Below are 13,937 nucleotides of genomic sequence, written 5' to 3' on the forward strand. Positions count from 1 at the left end.
CCGGGTAAGGATCATCGTCGTCATTGCGTTGTCTCCGCTGTGCCGCCCCTCTGCCCGCTGGCACGCCGCCGGCTGGGAAGGTCCCTGCTGGGGTCGCCGCTGGTGGCGATCCTGCTGGCCGGCTGCGTGCCGGCCGAACAGCGGCCCAGTGGCCGGGTGTACCCCCTGCCGCGGCACCAGCCCCACGACGGCCTCGCCGTGGTGACGCGACCCGGCGGCAAGGGCCTGCACATCTGGATCGAGACCGACACCAGCCGTCCCGGCGTCTGCCGGCCCCGCTGGCTCCCTGATGCTGCCCGACTCCAGGGCGGCAACGGGCCGGATCCCACAAGCTTCGGGCTTGCCCCGAGGGAAGAATTCTTCCTGGCCCAGGAGCGGGGTACGGTGCGGCTGGCTCTGCGGCGCCAGGCGGAGGGTCTCTGCCGCCAGCGCTCCCCCGACAGCGCCTTTGTCTGGGTGCCGCCGCCCCGTACCGCGGCGCAGCACCGGCCGCCCGTGCTGCCCCTGCTCGAGGAGCCCGAACTGCTCAGCGACCCTCGGGCGATCCGGCGGGCCGAAAAGCGGCTGCTGGGCCTGCCCCTCACCCCCGACGACCTCGAGGAACCGGAGGAGTCCCAGCAGGGAGGTTCCTGACGCTTCAGGCCAGGGCTGCGACGCCCACGTACCCCTCCGGCAGCACCACGGGCCAGCGGTCCAGGCCCTCCCGGGCCCGCCCGTCGGTAGGCGCCGTTGCGAACAGGCCCAGCCCCCTGGCCTTGAGGCCCGCCTCCAGCCGGCACCAGGCGGTCAGAAAGGCAGCGTTGCGCCGCTCCTCGGGCAGGGCCAGGATGGCTTCCACGGCGCCAGGCGGCAGATAGCGCCTGGCGATCCCCTGCCACTCCGGCAGCGGCCGTCGCTGCTCCAGATCCACCCCCACCGGCCGCAGGGGGTGAAACCCCAGCAGGATCAGATCCCCCGAATGGGACACGTTGAACTGGGGGGGCAGCCCTTCCCACCCCGGCCCCACGGCCTCCTGGGGGAACAGTTCGGGCTTGCCATGGGGCCCAGCCCCCAGCATCAGGCCGGCGGGATCGCACCCCAGCCAACTGCCCAGGATCTGCCGCAGCGCCCCTCGAGCGAGCAGGAACCGCTGGCCATCCTCCTGGCGCCGCAGCAGACGCAGGCGTTGCCGTTCGCCTGGATCCAGCAGATCCCCCAGGGGCCCGACCAGTGCCTGGAGCTGCGGCTCGCGTTGATCAAGCAGCAGTAGAAGGGGGGCAGAGTCAAGTCCGGGGGAGGGCCAGGGTGGCTGCTCCAGGCCGCCGCCGGGGTCAGGCCAGGCCACCGGAGCGATCGCCGCGTGTACGGGAGAATCGGCGCATTGCATCCCTTCGCCCTCCGGCGCCCTGCTCCCCATGCTCCTTGATCTGCGCGGCAAGAAGGCCCTCGTCACCGGCATCGCCAACAACCGCTCGATCGCCTGGGGCATCGCCCAGCAGCTGGCCGCAGCGGGCTGCGAACTGGGCATCACCTACCTGCCGGACGACCGGGGCCGCTTCGAGGGCAAGGTGCGCGAACTCACCGCCCCCCTGAACCCCACCCTGTTCGAGCCCCTGGACGTGCAGAACCCGGCCCAGATCGAGGCCCTGTTCCAGCGCATCGCGGAGCAGTGGGGCTCGCTGGATGTGCTGGTCCACTGCCTGGCCTTCGCCGGCAAGGACGAGCTGGTGGGTGATTTCAGCGCCATCAGTCCGGAGGGCTTCGCCCGGGCGCTGGAGGTGAGCGCTTATTCCCTGGCGCCGCTGTGCCGCCACGCCAAGCCCCTGTTCAGCCAGGGGGCCAGCGTGATCACCCTGAGCTACCTGGGCGCCGAGCGGGCGATCCCCAATTACAACGTCATGGGGGTGGCCAAGGCGGCCCTGGAGGCCTCGGTGCGCTACCTGGCCGCCGAGCTGGGCCCTGAACAGCAGGTGCGGGTGAATGCCATCAGCGCCGGCCCGATCCGCACCCTGGCCAGCTCGGCGATCGGCGGCATCCTCGACATGATCCACAACGTCGAGGCCAAGGCTCCGCTGCGCCGCACCGTCACCCAGGACGAGGTGGGCGCCACCGCCGCCTTCCTGGCCAGCCCCCTGGCCAGCGGCATCACCGGCCAGGTGATCTACGTGGATGCTGGCTATTGCATCACGGGGATGTGAACATCGAAAGATCACAGAGATGCTTAACGACCCACCAGTTTGCCAAGGGACCATTGCAGGAACTGTGTCCTTGAGAGCCTTGATTTCTGGATCAGAAGCCTCCTTTGTAGTTCTGGCTCAATAGACAGCAAATCCATCACCCGGGCCAAGTGATTGGCGTAACCGGCGGGAGTTCTCTTCGTGACTGCATGCCGTACTTTGCCTCTCAATTGATCCAAAGATAGGTAGGCTGACTGATGGGTCAACTCTTCCAGAATGTCGCCACCCATTCGACTTGATTCCCAGAAGTGCCAGACTTTACTTTGCTGACAATTCTTCCAGGACTGGGTGATTTGAAGATTGAAGGACTCAGCGAGTTCCTGTTCTTTGAAGTCGGCACGGGTGATGGCGGCGTTGAAGGATGGTTGGTCCTGGTGGTTGATGGTGTCTTTTGAGTCCTGCCAGAGCAAATGCCACGTCTCAAAAAATCGTGTTACAGCCGGCGAAGAGACGAAATAGAAAAATCCAGAATTGTAGTAAGTGCCTTGCGGATTCCAGCCCATCTTTTCGCTCATTAGAAGCTTTGAGGTATCTTGTTTCGCCACCAGCATTGGTGCATCAGCTACGGCCCCGAAGTCGCTGTGGAACTGATCCAGCCAATCGATTGAGCTTCTTACAATGGTATCAACATCCAGGCAAATCACTTTCCCTTGGATGAATTGACCAACCTGCGTTTTGAGCCAGCGACTTCGGAACACAGCTGAGCCTGAGGGGGTGTCGACCGTAACGATTGAATCACTGATTTGCAGGAGCTTGTGGCGGTACGTTTGCAGCGCCCCCATGCTGATCGTATCGACCAGTAGCATTGTTGTGATGCCTGGATTAGACAGGCCAACGGACAGCATCGAAACAAGGGCCATGTCGGCGTAGACATCTCTGCAATCCGTCGTGAGCACATAAACGAGATTTGGCCTTTCTGCAGCCGATATCTGGCTGGGTATGGATCCAGCCAAGGGGCTCTCAGACATGGGATCCCGATTGGAAGGCGTTCATGGAAGGTCCCAGTTGCCGTCAAGAAGAGTCGCTTCAGGGAACTCTATTGGCTGGCATCGCCATCACTGAACCCATCCATTCGATGCTGGTGGTGTGCAGGTTGTAGTAGGCCGCTTCCACCTGCAGCCGTCCGGAGCGAAGCCGGTCGGTGAGCATGACGCTGGAATCGACGAGGTTGCGGGCCGCATTGAGGGTGTGGTGGCGGCAGGCCTCTTCCAGGTTGTGTTCGCCGCCGAGGCTGAACAGCTCCATGCGCAGCTGGCCCACCACCTGGGCCAGGCTCGGCGTCAGGCTGAGCTCCCGATCAAAGGCCGCTGCCACGGCACCACAGGCGGCGTGGCCCAGCACCACGATCACCGGCACCTCCAGATGGCTGACGGCGTACTCCAGCGAGGCAATGGCGGCCACCGTGCTCATCGTGCCGGCGTTGCGCACCACGAACAGATCGCCGAAACCGGTGTCGAACAGCAGCTCCACCGGTACCCGGGAATCGGCGCAGCCCAGCACGGCCGCGACGGGACTCTGGGCGGCTTCCACCTCCAGCATCCGCAGGCGATCGCTGTGGGGGTGGAGCGAATGGCCGTCGAGAAAGCGCTGGTGCCCGGCGCGCAGCTGGTCGAGGACGGCACCGGGACAGGTCGGCATAGGGCCCACACCACCATCCCCGGCGGCCTTGTGCCGTAGCGCTCCACACCATGGGCGCATCCGGTCGTCAGGGCACGGCTGTGAGGGCTTTGGCATGATTCAGATCTGGCCCGTCGCCTTCGCCCGCGTGACCATCAGCTCTTCGCGAACCGGCCCTGTGCGCACCGGCGAGATCCATCGCGTCACCGGCGAGACGGACGTTCACATCGCGCTTGATCTGGATGGCACCGGTCGTTGCCAGGTGGCCACCGGTGTCCCCTTTCTCGACCACATGCTCCACCAGCTCGCCAGCCATGGCCTGCTGGACCTGGAGATCACCGCCAGGGGCGACACCCACATCGACGACCACCACACCAACGAAGATGTGGGGATCGCGCTGGGTCAGGCCCTCGCCCAGGCCCTGGCGGACCGGCGTGGCATCCGGCGATTCGGCCACTTCCTGGCTCCCCTGGATGAAGCGCTTGTGCAGGTGGCGCTCGACTGCTCCGGCAGGCCCCACCTCAGCTACGACCTGGCCATCCCCGCCCAGCGCATCGGCACCTACGACACCGAACTGGTGCGGGAGTTCTTCGTGGCGGTGGCCAACAACGCCGGCCTCACCCTCCACATCCGTCAGCTGGCGGGGGTGAACTCCCACCACATCGTCGAGGCCTGCTTCAAGGCGTTCTCCCGCGCCCTTGATCAGGCGGTGGAGATCGATCCCCGCCGCGGCGGTGCCGTGCCCAGCAGCAAGGGCGTGCTGGAGCGGGCCGGGGCTGGAGGCAATCCGGCCGGTGGCGTCTAGCCTTTTGTGATCCGTCCAGACCCCATGCGACCTCTCCTTGTGCTTGTGGCCGGCCTCGCCGCCACCATCGCCGCTGCGGTTCCGGCCCAGGCTGCCGATTGCCTGCCGAGCGTCGCTGAGCCAGCCCCTTGTGCGGTTTCCCAGCCCCCCTGCCCGCCTGTGGAGCTCCCCTGCGAGGCCTGAGGTCGGGACGGCCGCCCACGCCTTCACACTCCGTTACGTGATAATCGAATCAGCGCCTGGCGCTGTTCTTTCCGTGGGCTGACCCGATGACCGTTGCTTCCCCTGCTGGCACGGCTTCGCCTGCCTACGACCGCTCCGACTGGGCCAGTTCCTTCGCCAATGTCAGCGAAGAGCTGACGGAAGTGCCCTTGGTGGCCAGCCGGGGCACGATTCCCGCCGAGTTGAGCGGCACCCTCTACCGCAATGGTCCTGGTCGGCTGGAACGGGGCGGCCACTGGGTCCATCACCCTTTCGATGGGGACGGGATGATCACCGCCCTGCGGTTCACCGCCGGCGGGGCTCAGCTCAGCAACCGCTTCGTGCGTACGGAGGGCTGGTTGGCGGAAGAGAAGGCCGGCACCTTTCTGTACCGCGGCGTGTTCGGCACACCCAAGCCGGGTGGGGTCCTGGCCAATGCTTTCGACCTGCGGCTCAAGAACATCGCCAACACCCATGTGGTGCGGCTCGGTGACCAGCTCCTCGCCCTCTGGGAGGCCAGCTCCCCCCATGCGCTGGATCCGTTCAGCCTCGAAACCCGGGGCCTGACCCTCCTGGATGGGGTCCTCAAGCCCGGTGAAGCCTTCAGTGCCCACCCCCGCTTCGACCCCGGCCACCACGGTGCCACCCGGATGGTCACCTTCGGCGTCAAGGCCGGACCACGCAGCACGGTGCGGCTGATGGAGTTCGCCGCGGACGGTTCTGGGGCGGGCACCTTGCTGGCCGACTCCAGCCACAGCTTTCCTGGCTTCGCCTTCCTGCACGATTTCGCCATCACCCCCAACTGGGCGGTGTTCCTGCAGAACGCGATTGATTTCAACCCCCTCCCCTTTGTGCTCGGCCGCAAAGGGGCCGCCCAGTGCCTGAAATCCCGCCCCGGGGCCCGGGGCCAGTTCTGGTTGATCCCCCGCCAGGACGGGGCCTTCGCCGGCCAGGAGCCACGGGTCCTGGAAGCCCCGGAGGGATTCGTGTTCCACCACCTCAACGCCTGGGAAGATGGCGATGCTGTGGTGGTTGACAGCATCTATTACGCCGATTTCCCCTCCATCGGCCCCGACCAGGACTACAAAGAAGTGGACTTCGATCGCATCCCGGAGGGGCTGCTCGAGCGTTGCCGTCTGGATCTGGCCAGCGGCACAGTGACGGCCACGCGGCTGAGCGAGCGCACCTGCGAGTTCGCCATGGTGGCCCCGGCACGGGTGGGCCTTGAGAGTCGCTATGCCTGGATGGCGGTGGCCGAGCGCGATCGGGGTAACGACCCGCTCCAGGCCCTGATGAAACTGGATCTTCAGGCTGGCGAGACGCGGGTCTGGAGTGCGGCGCCGCGGGGCTTCGTCAGTGAGCCGATCATGGTGCCGCGGCCCGGTGCGACCGACGAGGATGACGGCTGGGTGCTGGGTCTGTTCTGGAACGGCGCCCGCAGCGCCAGCGATCTGGTGGTGCTGGATGCCGCCACCATGGAGGAGCAGGCCCTACTGGAGCTGCCCCTGGCGATCCCCCATGGGTTGCATGGCAGCTGGGTGGCGGCCTGAGCCAGCCCTGCAGCAGGGGCCTCCCGCGGTTCAGCCCCGTTCAGACCGTTTCAGGGTGGCTGGCGAGAAGAGGTGGCCTTCGCTGAGGGCGATCGCCACAACGGCATCGGAGTCGGCAGCAGCATCCACCCGGGCCTTGAGGGCTGGATCCGCTGCCACCTTCGTCAAAAAGGCGTTGAGCTGAGATTTCGACATGGGGTGTTCCGTTCGATCGTCCGTCTCCTTCCTACTCCCTCTGGGCAGTGGGAGCGATTTCATGGTGCTGTCACGCTGAGATCATGCCCTGGTTCATCAAGACCGAAGTTTTCTGCCAGCCCCGTGAATTGGTGACGCCCCATCTCCGGGCGCATCTGGCGTGGGTGAGCGAGCTCCGGAACCGCGGCGCGCTGGTCAGCAGTGGTTATCTCGTGGATGCAGGTGGCCGGCCTGGTGGTGGTGGTCTGATGATTTTTCAGGCCGAGGATCATGCGGCTGCTGAAGCGTTTGTGTTGCAGGATCCAATGATCCTCAGTGGCTGTGTGACCTGGCAGTTACAGGGGTGGATCCCTTCAGTTGGTGACATTCGGATGGCCTGATCTGCCCGCGTTCACACGGTGATGAATGTCACTTCCCCGCAGCCAGCATGGAGTTGGCCCTTCTTGAAAACTGGCGCAGCCCGCTGATCAGGGAGAAGAGCCACGAGAGAGGCCATTTCTGCAGAATCAGAGGAGCTGTCTGAAGGGCGTAACTCGAATACAGTTTTTGATGATGAAACACATCGCGTCCACTGGAGCCAAAGATGCTGTAGGCGATGTCGAAATCCCTTTCCATGCTGACAAGTCGATGGGGATGCTGATCCATCACGTCGAGAATGGCTTTCGTGTAAGGCTCCTCACCGGTGGTATGGATCACGGCTGACCAGGAGTTGCGTAAGTAGTGGAAGGCGTTGAAGTCATCGATGCGTTTCAGGACGGTGGCGATGACCGCAGCCAGAAAGGGATGATGCGGTGAGGCCATCAGCACCCATTGCTGGAACGAGCGTGCGCCGCCCAGCTCTGGATGACTGCCCCAACCGATATGGGCACTGCCTTCGGATTGGTCCCATTGGGATAAAATGTAGTCGTCATTTGCACGAATGGATTCAAAAATTGGCCTGCGCACATCCGCTTTGACGTCGAGATAAATGCCTCCGTAGGAGTAGATGCACAGGTAGCGAAAGAGGTCTGACCTGGCTGCTGCGAATGATGGATTGATGCGTTTGTATCGTCCATAGACCTCTTCTCCAAAGTTGTTCAGGATGAGAGTGGCGATCTCCTTCTCTTCGTAAAAGCGATACTCGCAATCACTGTTCATGGCTGCAATGGCCTTGCAGTTCTCTTTCAGCGAGTCTGGAAGTCTATGGTAGGCATCAAATGTCTGGTGAATAATCTTGGGGATTGGCATAGGCCTTGGCCTCCGCAATGACGAATCATTGGTGAGATGTTAACTGATTCGGTGATCTCATTGGCGAGATGGTTGGCTAAAGACGCCTTGCCAATGAGCGTTGATGTTCAACTGGAGGCGAGAGAGTTTCTGCAGCTCAAGTGGGGCGTAACAGCAGGTTTTGCAGCTCCGGTTCCAGCAGGGCAAAGGCCCTGCCCCGGTGACCGATCCGGCCCTTGAGCCCCTTGTCCATCTCGGCGTAGCTCAGGCCCTCGGAGGGCACGAAGAACACCGGGTCGTAGCCGAAACCGCCGCTGCCCCTCGGGGACTCCAGGATCACCCCCTCGCAGCGGCCCTCCACCTCCAGGCGGATCGCTCCGCTGGGATCGGCCACCGCCAGGGCGGCCACGAAGGCCGCCCGGCGATCCGATGGCAGGCCCTGCTCCTGACGTTGCTGATCAGCAGTGCCCAGTTCCCTCAGCAGCCGGGCGATCCGGGAGGTGTCGCTGTCGGCATAGCGGGCCGAATGCACCCCGGGGGCGCCGCCCAGGGCCGCCACCGCCAGGCCCGAGTCGTCGGCCAGGGCCCAGTGGCCGGTCGCCCGGGCCACCGCCTCGGCCTTCAGCCGGGCATTGGCGGCGAATGTGGCGCCCGTTTCCTCCACCTCCAGGCCCTCGGGCTGGGGCCGCACCTCCAGGGACAGGGAGGCCAGCAGGTGGGAGAACTCCCGGATCTTGCCGGCGTTGCCGCTGGCGATCACCAGCACGGTGGGCGCCACCCTGGTCTCCGATGGGGCGGCCATCAGATGCTCTCCGCCAGCTGGCGGGCCCAGGCCAGCACCGCCTGCACCCGGTCGGCGTCAGGGGCTTCGCAATAAAGACGCAGCAGGGGCTCGGTGCCGGAGAAGCGCAGCATCAGCCAGTGGCTTGGCCCCATCCGCAGTTTGACGCCGTCGGTGCGGTTCACCTCCACAACAGCGGCACCGGCCACCTCCTGGGGCGGATCCTGGGCCAGAAGTGCCTCCAGTCGGCCGCGGCTGGCCATGTCCGGCAGGCGCAGGTCGAGGCGGTCGTAGACGCTGGCGCCTCCGCAGCGCTCCTGCAGGGCCGCCAGCCGGGCACCGAGGGGCAGCCCCCCTTCCACCAGGGCTTCGATCAGCAGCAGGGCCGCGAACAGGGCATCCCGCTCCGGCAGGTGGATGCCGAAGCCCACCCCGCCCGATTCCTCTCCGCCCACCAAGACCTCGCCGCTGAGCATCTCGGCGGCGATGTACTTGAAGCCGACCGGCATTTCGATCACCTCCCGGCCCAGGTCGGCCGCCACCAGGGCCATCAGATCGGAGCCGCTCACGGTCTTGACCACGCGGCCCCCCAGCCTGCGGGCCCTGGCCAGGTGGTCGATCAGCAGGGGCATCAGCAGCTGGGTGCTGCAGAACCGGCCCTGCTCGTCCACCGCGGCGATGCGGTCGCCGTCGCCATCGAAGACGATGCCCACCGCCGGCCGCCCGGCGGCCGTGGCCTGGCGCACCTCGGCGATCAGCTGCCCCAGGTAGGGCGCCAGCGGTTCGGGTGGGTGGCCGCCGAACAGGGGATCCCGCTCAGAGCGAATCTCCCGGATCACACCGGCGGCCGTGCCCGCCTCGCCCAGCAGGGCCGGCAGCCCCCCGGCGGCCGAGCCATGCATCGGATCCACGATCACCTGCAGGCCGATGGCGGACAGGCCCTGCACCAGGGCCGGGATAGCGATCTTGGCGCCGAGCCCGGCCAGGTAGGTGCCCATGGCATCGAAGCGCTCCGTGGCGCCGGGGATCGGCACGCTCAGGCCCCCCGCCGCCAGGCGCTGCTCCACACGGGCGGTGAAGTCGCCCTCCACCGAGCCCCCGAACGGTCCCTTGATCTTGAGGCCCAGCCATTCCGCCGGGTTGTGGCTGGCGGTGATCACCAGGGCCCCCAGGGCCTTTCTCTCCACCACCGCCCAGCTGCAGGCCGGCGTGGGCACGGGGCTGGTTGCCAGCACGGGCACCAGATCGGCCCCCCGCACGGCGGCGCCGATGGCTTCGGCCAGTTCCGGCGCCAGGAAGCGCCGGTCGTAGCCGATCACCACCTCCCGGCTGGCCAGGCCCGGCGGGGCGCTGGCGGCCAGCTCCTGGGCGGCGGCGGCGGCCACCGGCAGCAGGCGCTCCATGGTGATGTCCACGCCGAGGATGCCCCGCCAGCCATCGGTGCCGAAGTGGATCGGACCGGCCTCAAGGGGCAGGGGGGCGGAGACCATGGCGCGGCGCGGACGCAGGGGAAGGGCACGCCGGTCGTAGCAGGCTCGCCCCTGCGGTTGGCTGTGGCAGGTGCCGGCCTGATGGCAGGCCACCGGCCCCCCTAGCCTGCAGCCATGCCCCAGTCCCCGGACACTCCCGTCCTGACCGACCGCCTGCTGCGCAGCTGGGTGCGCTGTCGTCGTCGGGCCTGGCTCGACCTCCACGGTCCATCCCAGGAGCGGTCGTGGAGCGCCCATCGCGCCCTGGCTCTCGACGATCAGCTGCGCAGTTTCCAGAGCCTCTTGCCCCAGCGCCCCGGTCACGGGGAGGCGGCCTGCCGGGCCGGTGTGCCCGGTGTGGTGGGTCTGCGGCTGGTGGGAACCGGCCCCCGCGGCCTGCGGCTGGAAGCCCACCCGAGCCTGCTGGAGCGGGTCGAGGAGCCCAGCCGCTGGGGCGACCACAGCTACCGGCCGGTGCTGGCCCGCCAGGGCCGGCGCCTCACCCGTGAACACCGCGTGCTGCTCGCCCTCTGGGGCCGGTTGCTGGCGGAGCACCAACGGGCCCCGGTGTCCCATGGCCTGGTGGTGGCGGGGGCCGACCGGGGGTTGGAGCGGGAGCGGCTGGCCCTCGGGGGCTCGCTGCAGCGTCAACTCGACGAGAGCCTGGAGCGGCTGGCCCTTGAGCTGGTCCGCCGCGAGCCGCCGCCCCTGGTCAGCGATCGCAAGAAATGCACCCTCTGCAGCTGGCGCGGGGCCTGTGACCGGGTCGCGGCCGCCGAGGGACACCTGAGCGAGGTGAGTGGCATCGGCGGCAAGCGCCGCGAGCTCCTCCTGGAGCTGGGCATCACCAGCCTCGACCAGCTGGCGGCGGCCGATCCGGACCGGCTGGCCGAGGACCTGGCCGTCCACAGCGAGCAGCACCGGGAGGTGGCCCCCAAGCTGGTGGCACAGGCCAGGGTGCAGCAGCAGGGCGTGCCCCGGCGCAGCGGCGAAGCGATAGGCCCTGCCCTGCCCGAGCTGGCGGCGGCCTCCGGCGTGCTCCTGTACGACATCGAGTCCGATCCCGATGCCCGCGATGACTTCCTGCACGGCCTGGTGCGGCTGGAGCGCGGGGTGGACGGTCGCTGGCCCGGGGCCCCGGGCCCAGGGGAGATCCTGGGCCGCTACCAGCCCCTGATGGCCCTGCACGAGCACGGGGAGGCCCTTCTCTGGCGGCGCCTGCGCACCCTGCTGGCCCGCTATCCCGACTGGCCCGTCCTCCACTACGGCGAGACTGAATCGGTGTCCCTTCTGCGCCTGGCCGAACGCCAGGGAGCCAGCGAGGCCGAGCGGGAGCGGCTGCGGGCCCGGCTGGTGGACGTGCATCAGCGGCTGCGTCGCCACTGGCTGCTGCCGGTGAACAGCTACGGGCTGAAGGCCGTGGCGGGCTGGCTGGGTTTCAGCTGGAGCCAGAAGGGGGTCGACGGAGCCCGCTGCCTGCTCTGGTGGCGCCAGTGGCGGGAGGGTTCCGGCGGACCGCGGCGTCCGAGCCGGGACGCTCTGGCACGCAAGCTGCAACGGATCTTCCGCTACAACCAGGACGACAGCCTCGCCACCTGGGCGGTGGTGCGCTGGCTGCTGGATCAGGACGCCTTACCGTCCCCTCCACCGCCCCCCGCCCCGACCGGTGGCGACTGAAACAGCGCCGGCAGCGAGAGCTCCAGCCGGGCACCGGGCCCATCCCCAGCCAGCAGCGCGGGCTCCTGCAGCCAGGCCCGGCGCACCAGGGCCAGGCCGATCCACCCGGTGCCCCCGGGGAGCTCCAGGCTGGAGGTGATCACCCCGGCGCGCCCCCCGGCCCCGTCATGCAGGGGCGTGCCGGCGGCAACAGCCTCATCGGGGACAGCCGTGGCCTGCCAGCGCCGCAGTTGCTGCTTCACCCCGTCGTAGGTGGCGAGCTTGGCGAGGGTCTCCTGGCCCACGTAGCAGCCTTTGGTCAGGCTCACCCGCGCGGCCAGCCCCAGTTCAAACGGGTTGGTGTCCCCGTTGATCTCCCCGGGCGCCGCCGGCAGGCCCTGCTGGAGCCGCCAGCGCTCCGCCTGTTGCGGCTCCAGGGGGCTCCGCTCGGCCAGCCAGGGGGGCAGGGGCGCGTCCGCCGGCAGCAGCAGGGCCTCCCCCAGTTGCCAGCCCGGCGAGCCCGCCAGCGGCGCCCAGGTCCCGGCGGCCGAGGCGTCCGGCCCCGCCGATCCCAGCGGCTGGTGCAGGGTGGCCGCTGTCACCGGCCCCAGCCGCACCTTGTCGGCGGGGAACAGCACCCGGTCAAGGGCGAGGCGCGCTGCTTCGGGATCCCCATCGACGATCACCAGCCAGGCCCCGTCGGCGTCCACCAGTACCTCCGCCACCGCCCTCAGGCGGGCCGTGGGGCCGATGCAGCAGGTGCCGAGCCACTGGCCGGGTCGGGCCGCTTCGAGCGCCTGGCTGGTCTGGCCGTGCAGCACCCGCAGGGTGTCGGGACCATCGAGCCGCAGCAGCCCCACGGGCCGTGACCACCGGCTCAGGGCCGGCGGCGTCCAGTGCCAGGGATCGGCCGCGGCCGAAGTCGGTACGGAGGAGGAGGTCATGGCGTCGCTTGGGGCGGGGTTCAGCCTGCCGCGCCGTTCAGCCCGGCGGCCGTGGCGGCCACCTCCTCAAGCTGGAACAGGCTGCGCAGGTCGAGACCGGCGCCCTCTATCGCCTCGGCCCCGCCTTCCTGGCGGTCCACGATCGCCACGACGCGCTCCACCGCATAGCCCGCGTCCTGCAGCTGGGTCACGGCCTTCAGGGCCGAGCCCCCTGTCGTCACCACGTCCTCGAGCACGGTGATCCGGGTTCCGGCCGGAGGCAGGGGGCCTTCGAGCCAGGCCCCGGTGCCATGGCCCTTGGCCTCCTTGCGCACGATCAGGGCATCGAGGTCGCGGCCGGCCATGGCGGCCTGGAGGGCCACCGCACTCACCAGGGGATCGGCCCCCAGGGTCAGCCCCGCCACCGCCCCGGCCTCAGCCTCCACCTCCTCCAGCATCAGGCGGCCCAGCAGGGCCAGGCCGATGCCGCTCAGGCTCACCGGCTTGCAGTTGACGTAGTGCTCGCTGCGGCGGCCGGAGGCCAGGGTGAAGGAGCCCAGTCGGTAGGCCCGCTCCGCCAGCAGGGCGAGCAGGGTGGAGCGCTGTTGGCTGGGGCTGGAGGGCAGGGAGACCATCGGTGGTGGCGGATCGTGGTGACGAAGCGGCTGGGGCGGCTGGGCAGCGATGGTGAAGTGCGTCAGAGGTCGCTAACCTGCGTGCAAATCGCCCCGCAGCTGGGGCCGTATGACCCCATGACAGCACCGATCCTGGCAGTGCCCGCCGTCCTTGCCGCACCCCTGTCGGCCCTGGTGCCGTTCGCCGCGGTTTCTGTCCTGGCCCCTGCCTTCGCCGGGCCGGTGCTGTGCACCACCACCCTCGAAGCGCCCATGCCCGCCTCGGCCGGCTCCGGTCCGGTGGAGGTCACCCGTTGCGGCGTGACCCGCTCGGCTCCCGAGCTGATGGAGCATCGCTATTTCAGCTTTTCCGCGCCCTTTGCCCAGGGCGTCAACCTGCTGCATCAGATCACTGACACCCTGGGCCTCTCGGTTCCCGGCAGGGACGGGGGCAAGATCGTCGCCTTTGGTTTCCCTGATCAGAACATCATCTGGGATGGCAGCGCTGTCGAGAACACGGCCTCGGTGATGCTCACCGACCAGAGCAGCCTGATGCCCCTGCGCACCTCCGACATCACCAATGGCTACAGCAGCAGCCTTGGTGCGGGGGCCGTACCCACCTACGTCAACCCGCCGGCCAGCACCACCTGGACCCCGCCGATCCGGGGTCTCTGGTAAACAGTCACCGCCGCCGGCAAGCCGGT

17 protein-coding genes are annotated in these 13,937 nt (G+C 67.9%); 8 read left to right on the forward strand and 9 right to left on the reverse strand.

The window, feature by feature from the left end:
* The first annotated feature begins 39 nt into the window (after nucleotides 1–39).
* Nucleotides 40–633 (forward strand): hypothetical protein, encoded by a 594-nt coding sequence (locus KUG43_RS07090; RefSeq protein WP_353617963.1) that lies wholly within the window; start codon nucleotides 40–42, stop codon nucleotides 631–633.
* A 4-nt stretch (nucleotides 634–637) separates the two neighbouring features.
* Here KUG43_RS07090 and KUG43_RS17285 read toward each other — a convergent pair whose 3' ends face one another.
* Nucleotides 638–1,324 (reverse strand): 4'-phosphopantetheinyl transferase family protein, encoded by a 687-nt coding sequence (locus KUG43_RS17285; RefSeq protein ID WP_216907532.1) that lies wholly within the window; start codon nucleotides 1,322–1,324, stop codon nucleotides 638–640.
* Between the two features lie 70 nt (nucleotides 1,325–1,394).
* On the opposite strand from KUG43_RS17285, the gene fabI reads away from it, so the two are divergent.
* Complete coding sequence (fabI, locus tag KUG43_RS07100; protein ID WP_216907534.1) at nucleotides 1,395–2,177, forward strand: enoyl-ACP reductase FabI; 783 nt, start codon at nucleotides 1,395–1,397, stop codon at nucleotides 2,175–2,177.
* Nucleotides 2,178–2,200: 23 nt separating this feature from the next.
* On the opposite strand, the gene KUG43_RS07105 is transcribed toward fabI, so the two are convergent.
* On the reverse strand, nucleotides 2,201–3,184 hold the full coding sequence (locus tag KUG43_RS07105; RefSeq protein ID WP_216907535.1) for a glycosyltransferase: 984 nt from the start codon (nucleotides 3,182–3,184) through the stop codon (nucleotides 2,201–2,203).
* Between the two features lie 58 nt (nucleotides 3,185–3,242).
* A complete protein-coding gene (locus KUG43_RS07110; protein ID WP_216907537.1) occupies nucleotides 3,243–3,854 on the reverse strand; it encodes a carbonic anhydrase in 612 nt (203 codons plus the stop codon).
* A 94-nt stretch (nucleotides 3,855–3,948) separates the two neighbouring features.
* Here KUG43_RS07110 and hisB point away from each other — a divergent pair, with 94 nt between their 5' ends.
* From hisB to KUG43_RS07125, 3 genes are all read left to right on the forward strand, one after another.
* Nucleotides 3,949–4,638 (forward strand): imidazoleglycerol-phosphate dehydratase HisB, encoded by a 690-nt coding sequence (gene hisB, locus KUG43_RS07115; protein WP_286194507.1) that lies wholly within the window; start codon nucleotides 3,949–3,951, stop codon nucleotides 4,636–4,638.
* A 24-nt stretch (nucleotides 4,639–4,662) separates the two neighbouring features.
* Nucleotides 4,663–4,821, forward strand: coding sequence for a hypothetical protein (locus tag KUG43_RS07120; RefSeq protein WP_216907547.1), 159 nt, complete (start codon nucleotides 4,663–4,665; stop codon nucleotides 4,819–4,821).
* 86 nt (nucleotides 4,822–4,907) lie between these two features.
* Nucleotides 4,908–6,389 carry a carotenoid oxygenase family protein gene (locus KUG43_RS07125; RefSeq protein ID WP_216907549.1) on the forward strand — a complete coding sequence of 494 codons (1,482 nt, stop codon included), beginning with the start codon at nucleotides 4,908–4,910 and terminating at the stop codon, nucleotides 6,387–6,389.
* Nucleotides 6,390–6,419: 30 nt separating this feature from the next.
* Here KUG43_RS07125 and KUG43_RS07130 read toward each other — a convergent pair whose 3' ends face one another.
* The gene (locus KUG43_RS07130; RefSeq protein ID WP_216907551.1) at nucleotides 6,420–6,584 is read right to left on the reverse strand and encodes a Nif11-like leader peptide family natural product precursor; all 165 of its coding nucleotides are present in this window, start codon (nucleotides 6,582–6,584) and stop codon (nucleotides 6,420–6,422) included.
* A gap of 83 nt (nucleotides 6,585–6,667) precedes the next feature.
* Here KUG43_RS07130 and KUG43_RS07135 point away from each other — a divergent pair, with 83 nt between their 5' ends.
* Complete coding sequence (locus KUG43_RS07135; RefSeq protein WP_216907553.1) at nucleotides 6,668–6,964, forward strand: YciI family protein; 297 nt, start codon at nucleotides 6,668–6,670, stop codon at nucleotides 6,962–6,964.
* A gap of 28 nt (nucleotides 6,965–6,992) precedes the next feature.
* Here the strand turns inward: KUG43_RS07135 and KUG43_RS07140 are convergent, their stop codons facing one another.
* The 3 genes from KUG43_RS07140 to KUG43_RS07150 form a co-directional block, all read right to left on the reverse strand.
* Nucleotides 6,993–7,811: a glycosyltransferase family 32 protein gene (locus KUG43_RS07140; protein ID WP_216907555.1), complete on the reverse strand. Its 819-nt coding sequence runs from the start codon at nucleotides 7,809–7,811 to the stop codon at nucleotides 6,993–6,995.
* 136 nt (nucleotides 7,812–7,947) lie between these two features.
* Nucleotides 7,948–8,592: an RdgB/HAM1 family non-canonical purine NTP pyrophosphatase gene (rdgB, locus tag KUG43_RS07145; protein ID WP_216907557.1), complete on the reverse strand. Its 645-nt coding sequence runs from the start codon at nucleotides 8,590–8,592 to the stop codon at nucleotides 7,948–7,950.
* On the reverse strand, nucleotides 8,592–10,061 hold the full coding sequence (locus KUG43_RS07150) for a phosphohexomutase domain-containing protein (RefSeq protein ID WP_216907625.1): 1,470 nt from the start codon (nucleotides 10,059–10,061) through the stop codon (nucleotides 8,592–8,594). The genes rdgB and KUG43_RS07150 overlap by 1 nt, the downstream gene beginning before the upstream one ends.
* 114 nt (nucleotides 10,062–10,175) lie before the next feature.
* Here KUG43_RS07150 and KUG43_RS07155 point away from each other — a divergent pair, with 114 nt between their 5' ends.
* The gene (locus KUG43_RS07155; protein WP_216907559.1) at nucleotides 10,176–11,717 is read left to right on the forward strand and encodes a TM0106 family RecB-like putative nuclease; all 1,542 of its coding nucleotides are present in this window, start codon (nucleotides 10,176–10,178) and stop codon (nucleotides 11,715–11,717) included.
* On the opposite strand, the gene ygfZ is transcribed toward KUG43_RS07155, so the two are convergent.
* Nucleotides 11,663–12,640: a CAF17-like 4Fe-4S cluster assembly/insertion protein YgfZ gene (gene ygfZ, locus KUG43_RS07160; RefSeq protein ID WP_216907561.1), complete on the reverse strand. Its 978-nt coding sequence runs from the start codon at nucleotides 12,638–12,640 to the stop codon at nucleotides 11,663–11,665. The two genes, KUG43_RS07155 and ygfZ, sit on opposite strands and share 55 nt — an antisense overlap.
* Nucleotides 12,641–12,660: 20 nt before the next feature.
* Nucleotides 12,661–13,254, reverse strand: a complete 594-nt coding sequence (pyrE, locus tag KUG43_RS07165; RefSeq protein ID WP_216907563.1) for an orotate phosphoribosyltransferase — start codon at nucleotides 13,252–13,254, stop codon at nucleotides 12,661–12,663.
* Between the two features lie 117 nt (nucleotides 13,255–13,371).
* On the opposite strand from pyrE, the gene KUG43_RS07170 reads away from it, so the two are divergent.
* Nucleotides 13,372–13,911: an Occludin/ELL family protein gene (locus KUG43_RS07170; RefSeq protein WP_216907565.1), complete on the forward strand. Its 540-nt coding sequence runs from the start codon at nucleotides 13,372–13,374 to the stop codon at nucleotides 13,909–13,911.
* The last annotated feature ends 26 nt before the right edge of the window (nucleotides 13,912–13,937 follow it).

Source organism: Synechococcus sp. CCY 0621 (assembly GCF_019038465.1).
In the GTDB taxonomy this organism is placed as follows: Bacteria; Cyanobacteriota; Cyanobacteriia; order PCC-6307; family Cyanobiaceae; genus Cyanobium.

Bases quoted from the DNA above. Each gene is read 5' to 3' on its own strand.
- KUG43_RS07110 (WP_216907537.1), bottom strand. From the start codon at position 3,854: ATGCCGACCTGTCCCGGTGCCGTCCTCGACCAGCTGCGCGCCGGGCAC.
- rdgB (WP_216907557.1), bottom strand. From the start codon at position 8,592: ATGGCCGCCCCATCGGAGACCAGGGTGGCGCCCACCGTGCTGGTGATC.
- KUG43_RS07170 (WP_216907565.1), top strand. From the start codon at position 13,372: ATGACAGCACCGATCCTGGCAGTGCCCGCCGTCCTTGCCGCACCCCTG.
- KUG43_RS07155 (WP_216907559.1), top strand. From the start codon at position 10,176: ATGCCCCAGTCCCCGGACACTCCCGTCCTGACCGACCGCCTGCTGCGC.
- KUG43_RS07120 (WP_216907547.1), top strand. From the start codon at position 4,663: ATGCGACCTCTCCTTGTGCTTGTGGCCGGCCTCGCCGCCACCATCGCC.
- fabI (WP_216907534.1), top strand. From the start codon at position 1,395: ATGCTCCTTGATCTGCGCGGCAAGAAGGCCCTCGTCACCGGCATCGCC.
- KUG43_RS07135 (WP_216907553.1), top strand. From the start codon at position 6,668: ATGCCCTGGTTCATCAAGACCGAAGTTTTCTGCCAGCCCCGTGAATTG.
- ygfZ (WP_216907561.1), bottom strand. From the start codon at position 12,640: ATGACCTCCTCCTCCGTACCGACTTCGGCCGCGGCCGATCCCTGGCAC.
- pyrE (WP_216907563.1), bottom strand. From the start codon at position 13,254: ATGGTCTCCCTGCCCTCCAGCCCCAGCCAACAGCGCTCCACCCTGCTC.
- KUG43_RS07125 (WP_216907549.1), top strand. From the start codon at position 4,908: ATGACCGTTGCTTCCCCTGCTGGCACGGCTTCGCCTGCCTACGACCGC.
- KUG43_RS07150 (WP_216907625.1), bottom strand. From the start codon at position 10,061: ATGGTCTCCGCCCCCCTGCCCCTTGAGGCCGGTCCGATCCACTTCGGC.
- hisB (WP_286194507.1), top strand. From the start codon at position 3,949: ATGATTCAGATCTGGCCCGTCGCCTTCGCCCGCGTGACCATCAGCTCT.
- KUG43_RS07130 (WP_216907551.1), bottom strand. From the start codon at position 6,584: ATGTCGAAATCTCAGCTCAACGCCTTTTTGACGAAGGTGGCAGCGGAT.
- KUG43_RS07105 (WP_216907535.1), bottom strand. From the start codon at position 3,184: ATGTCTGAGAGCCCCTTGGCTGGATCCATACCCAGCCAGATATCGGCT.
- KUG43_RS07140 (WP_216907555.1), bottom strand. From the start codon at position 7,811: ATGCCAATCCCCAAGATTATTCACCAGACATTTGATGCCTACCATAGA.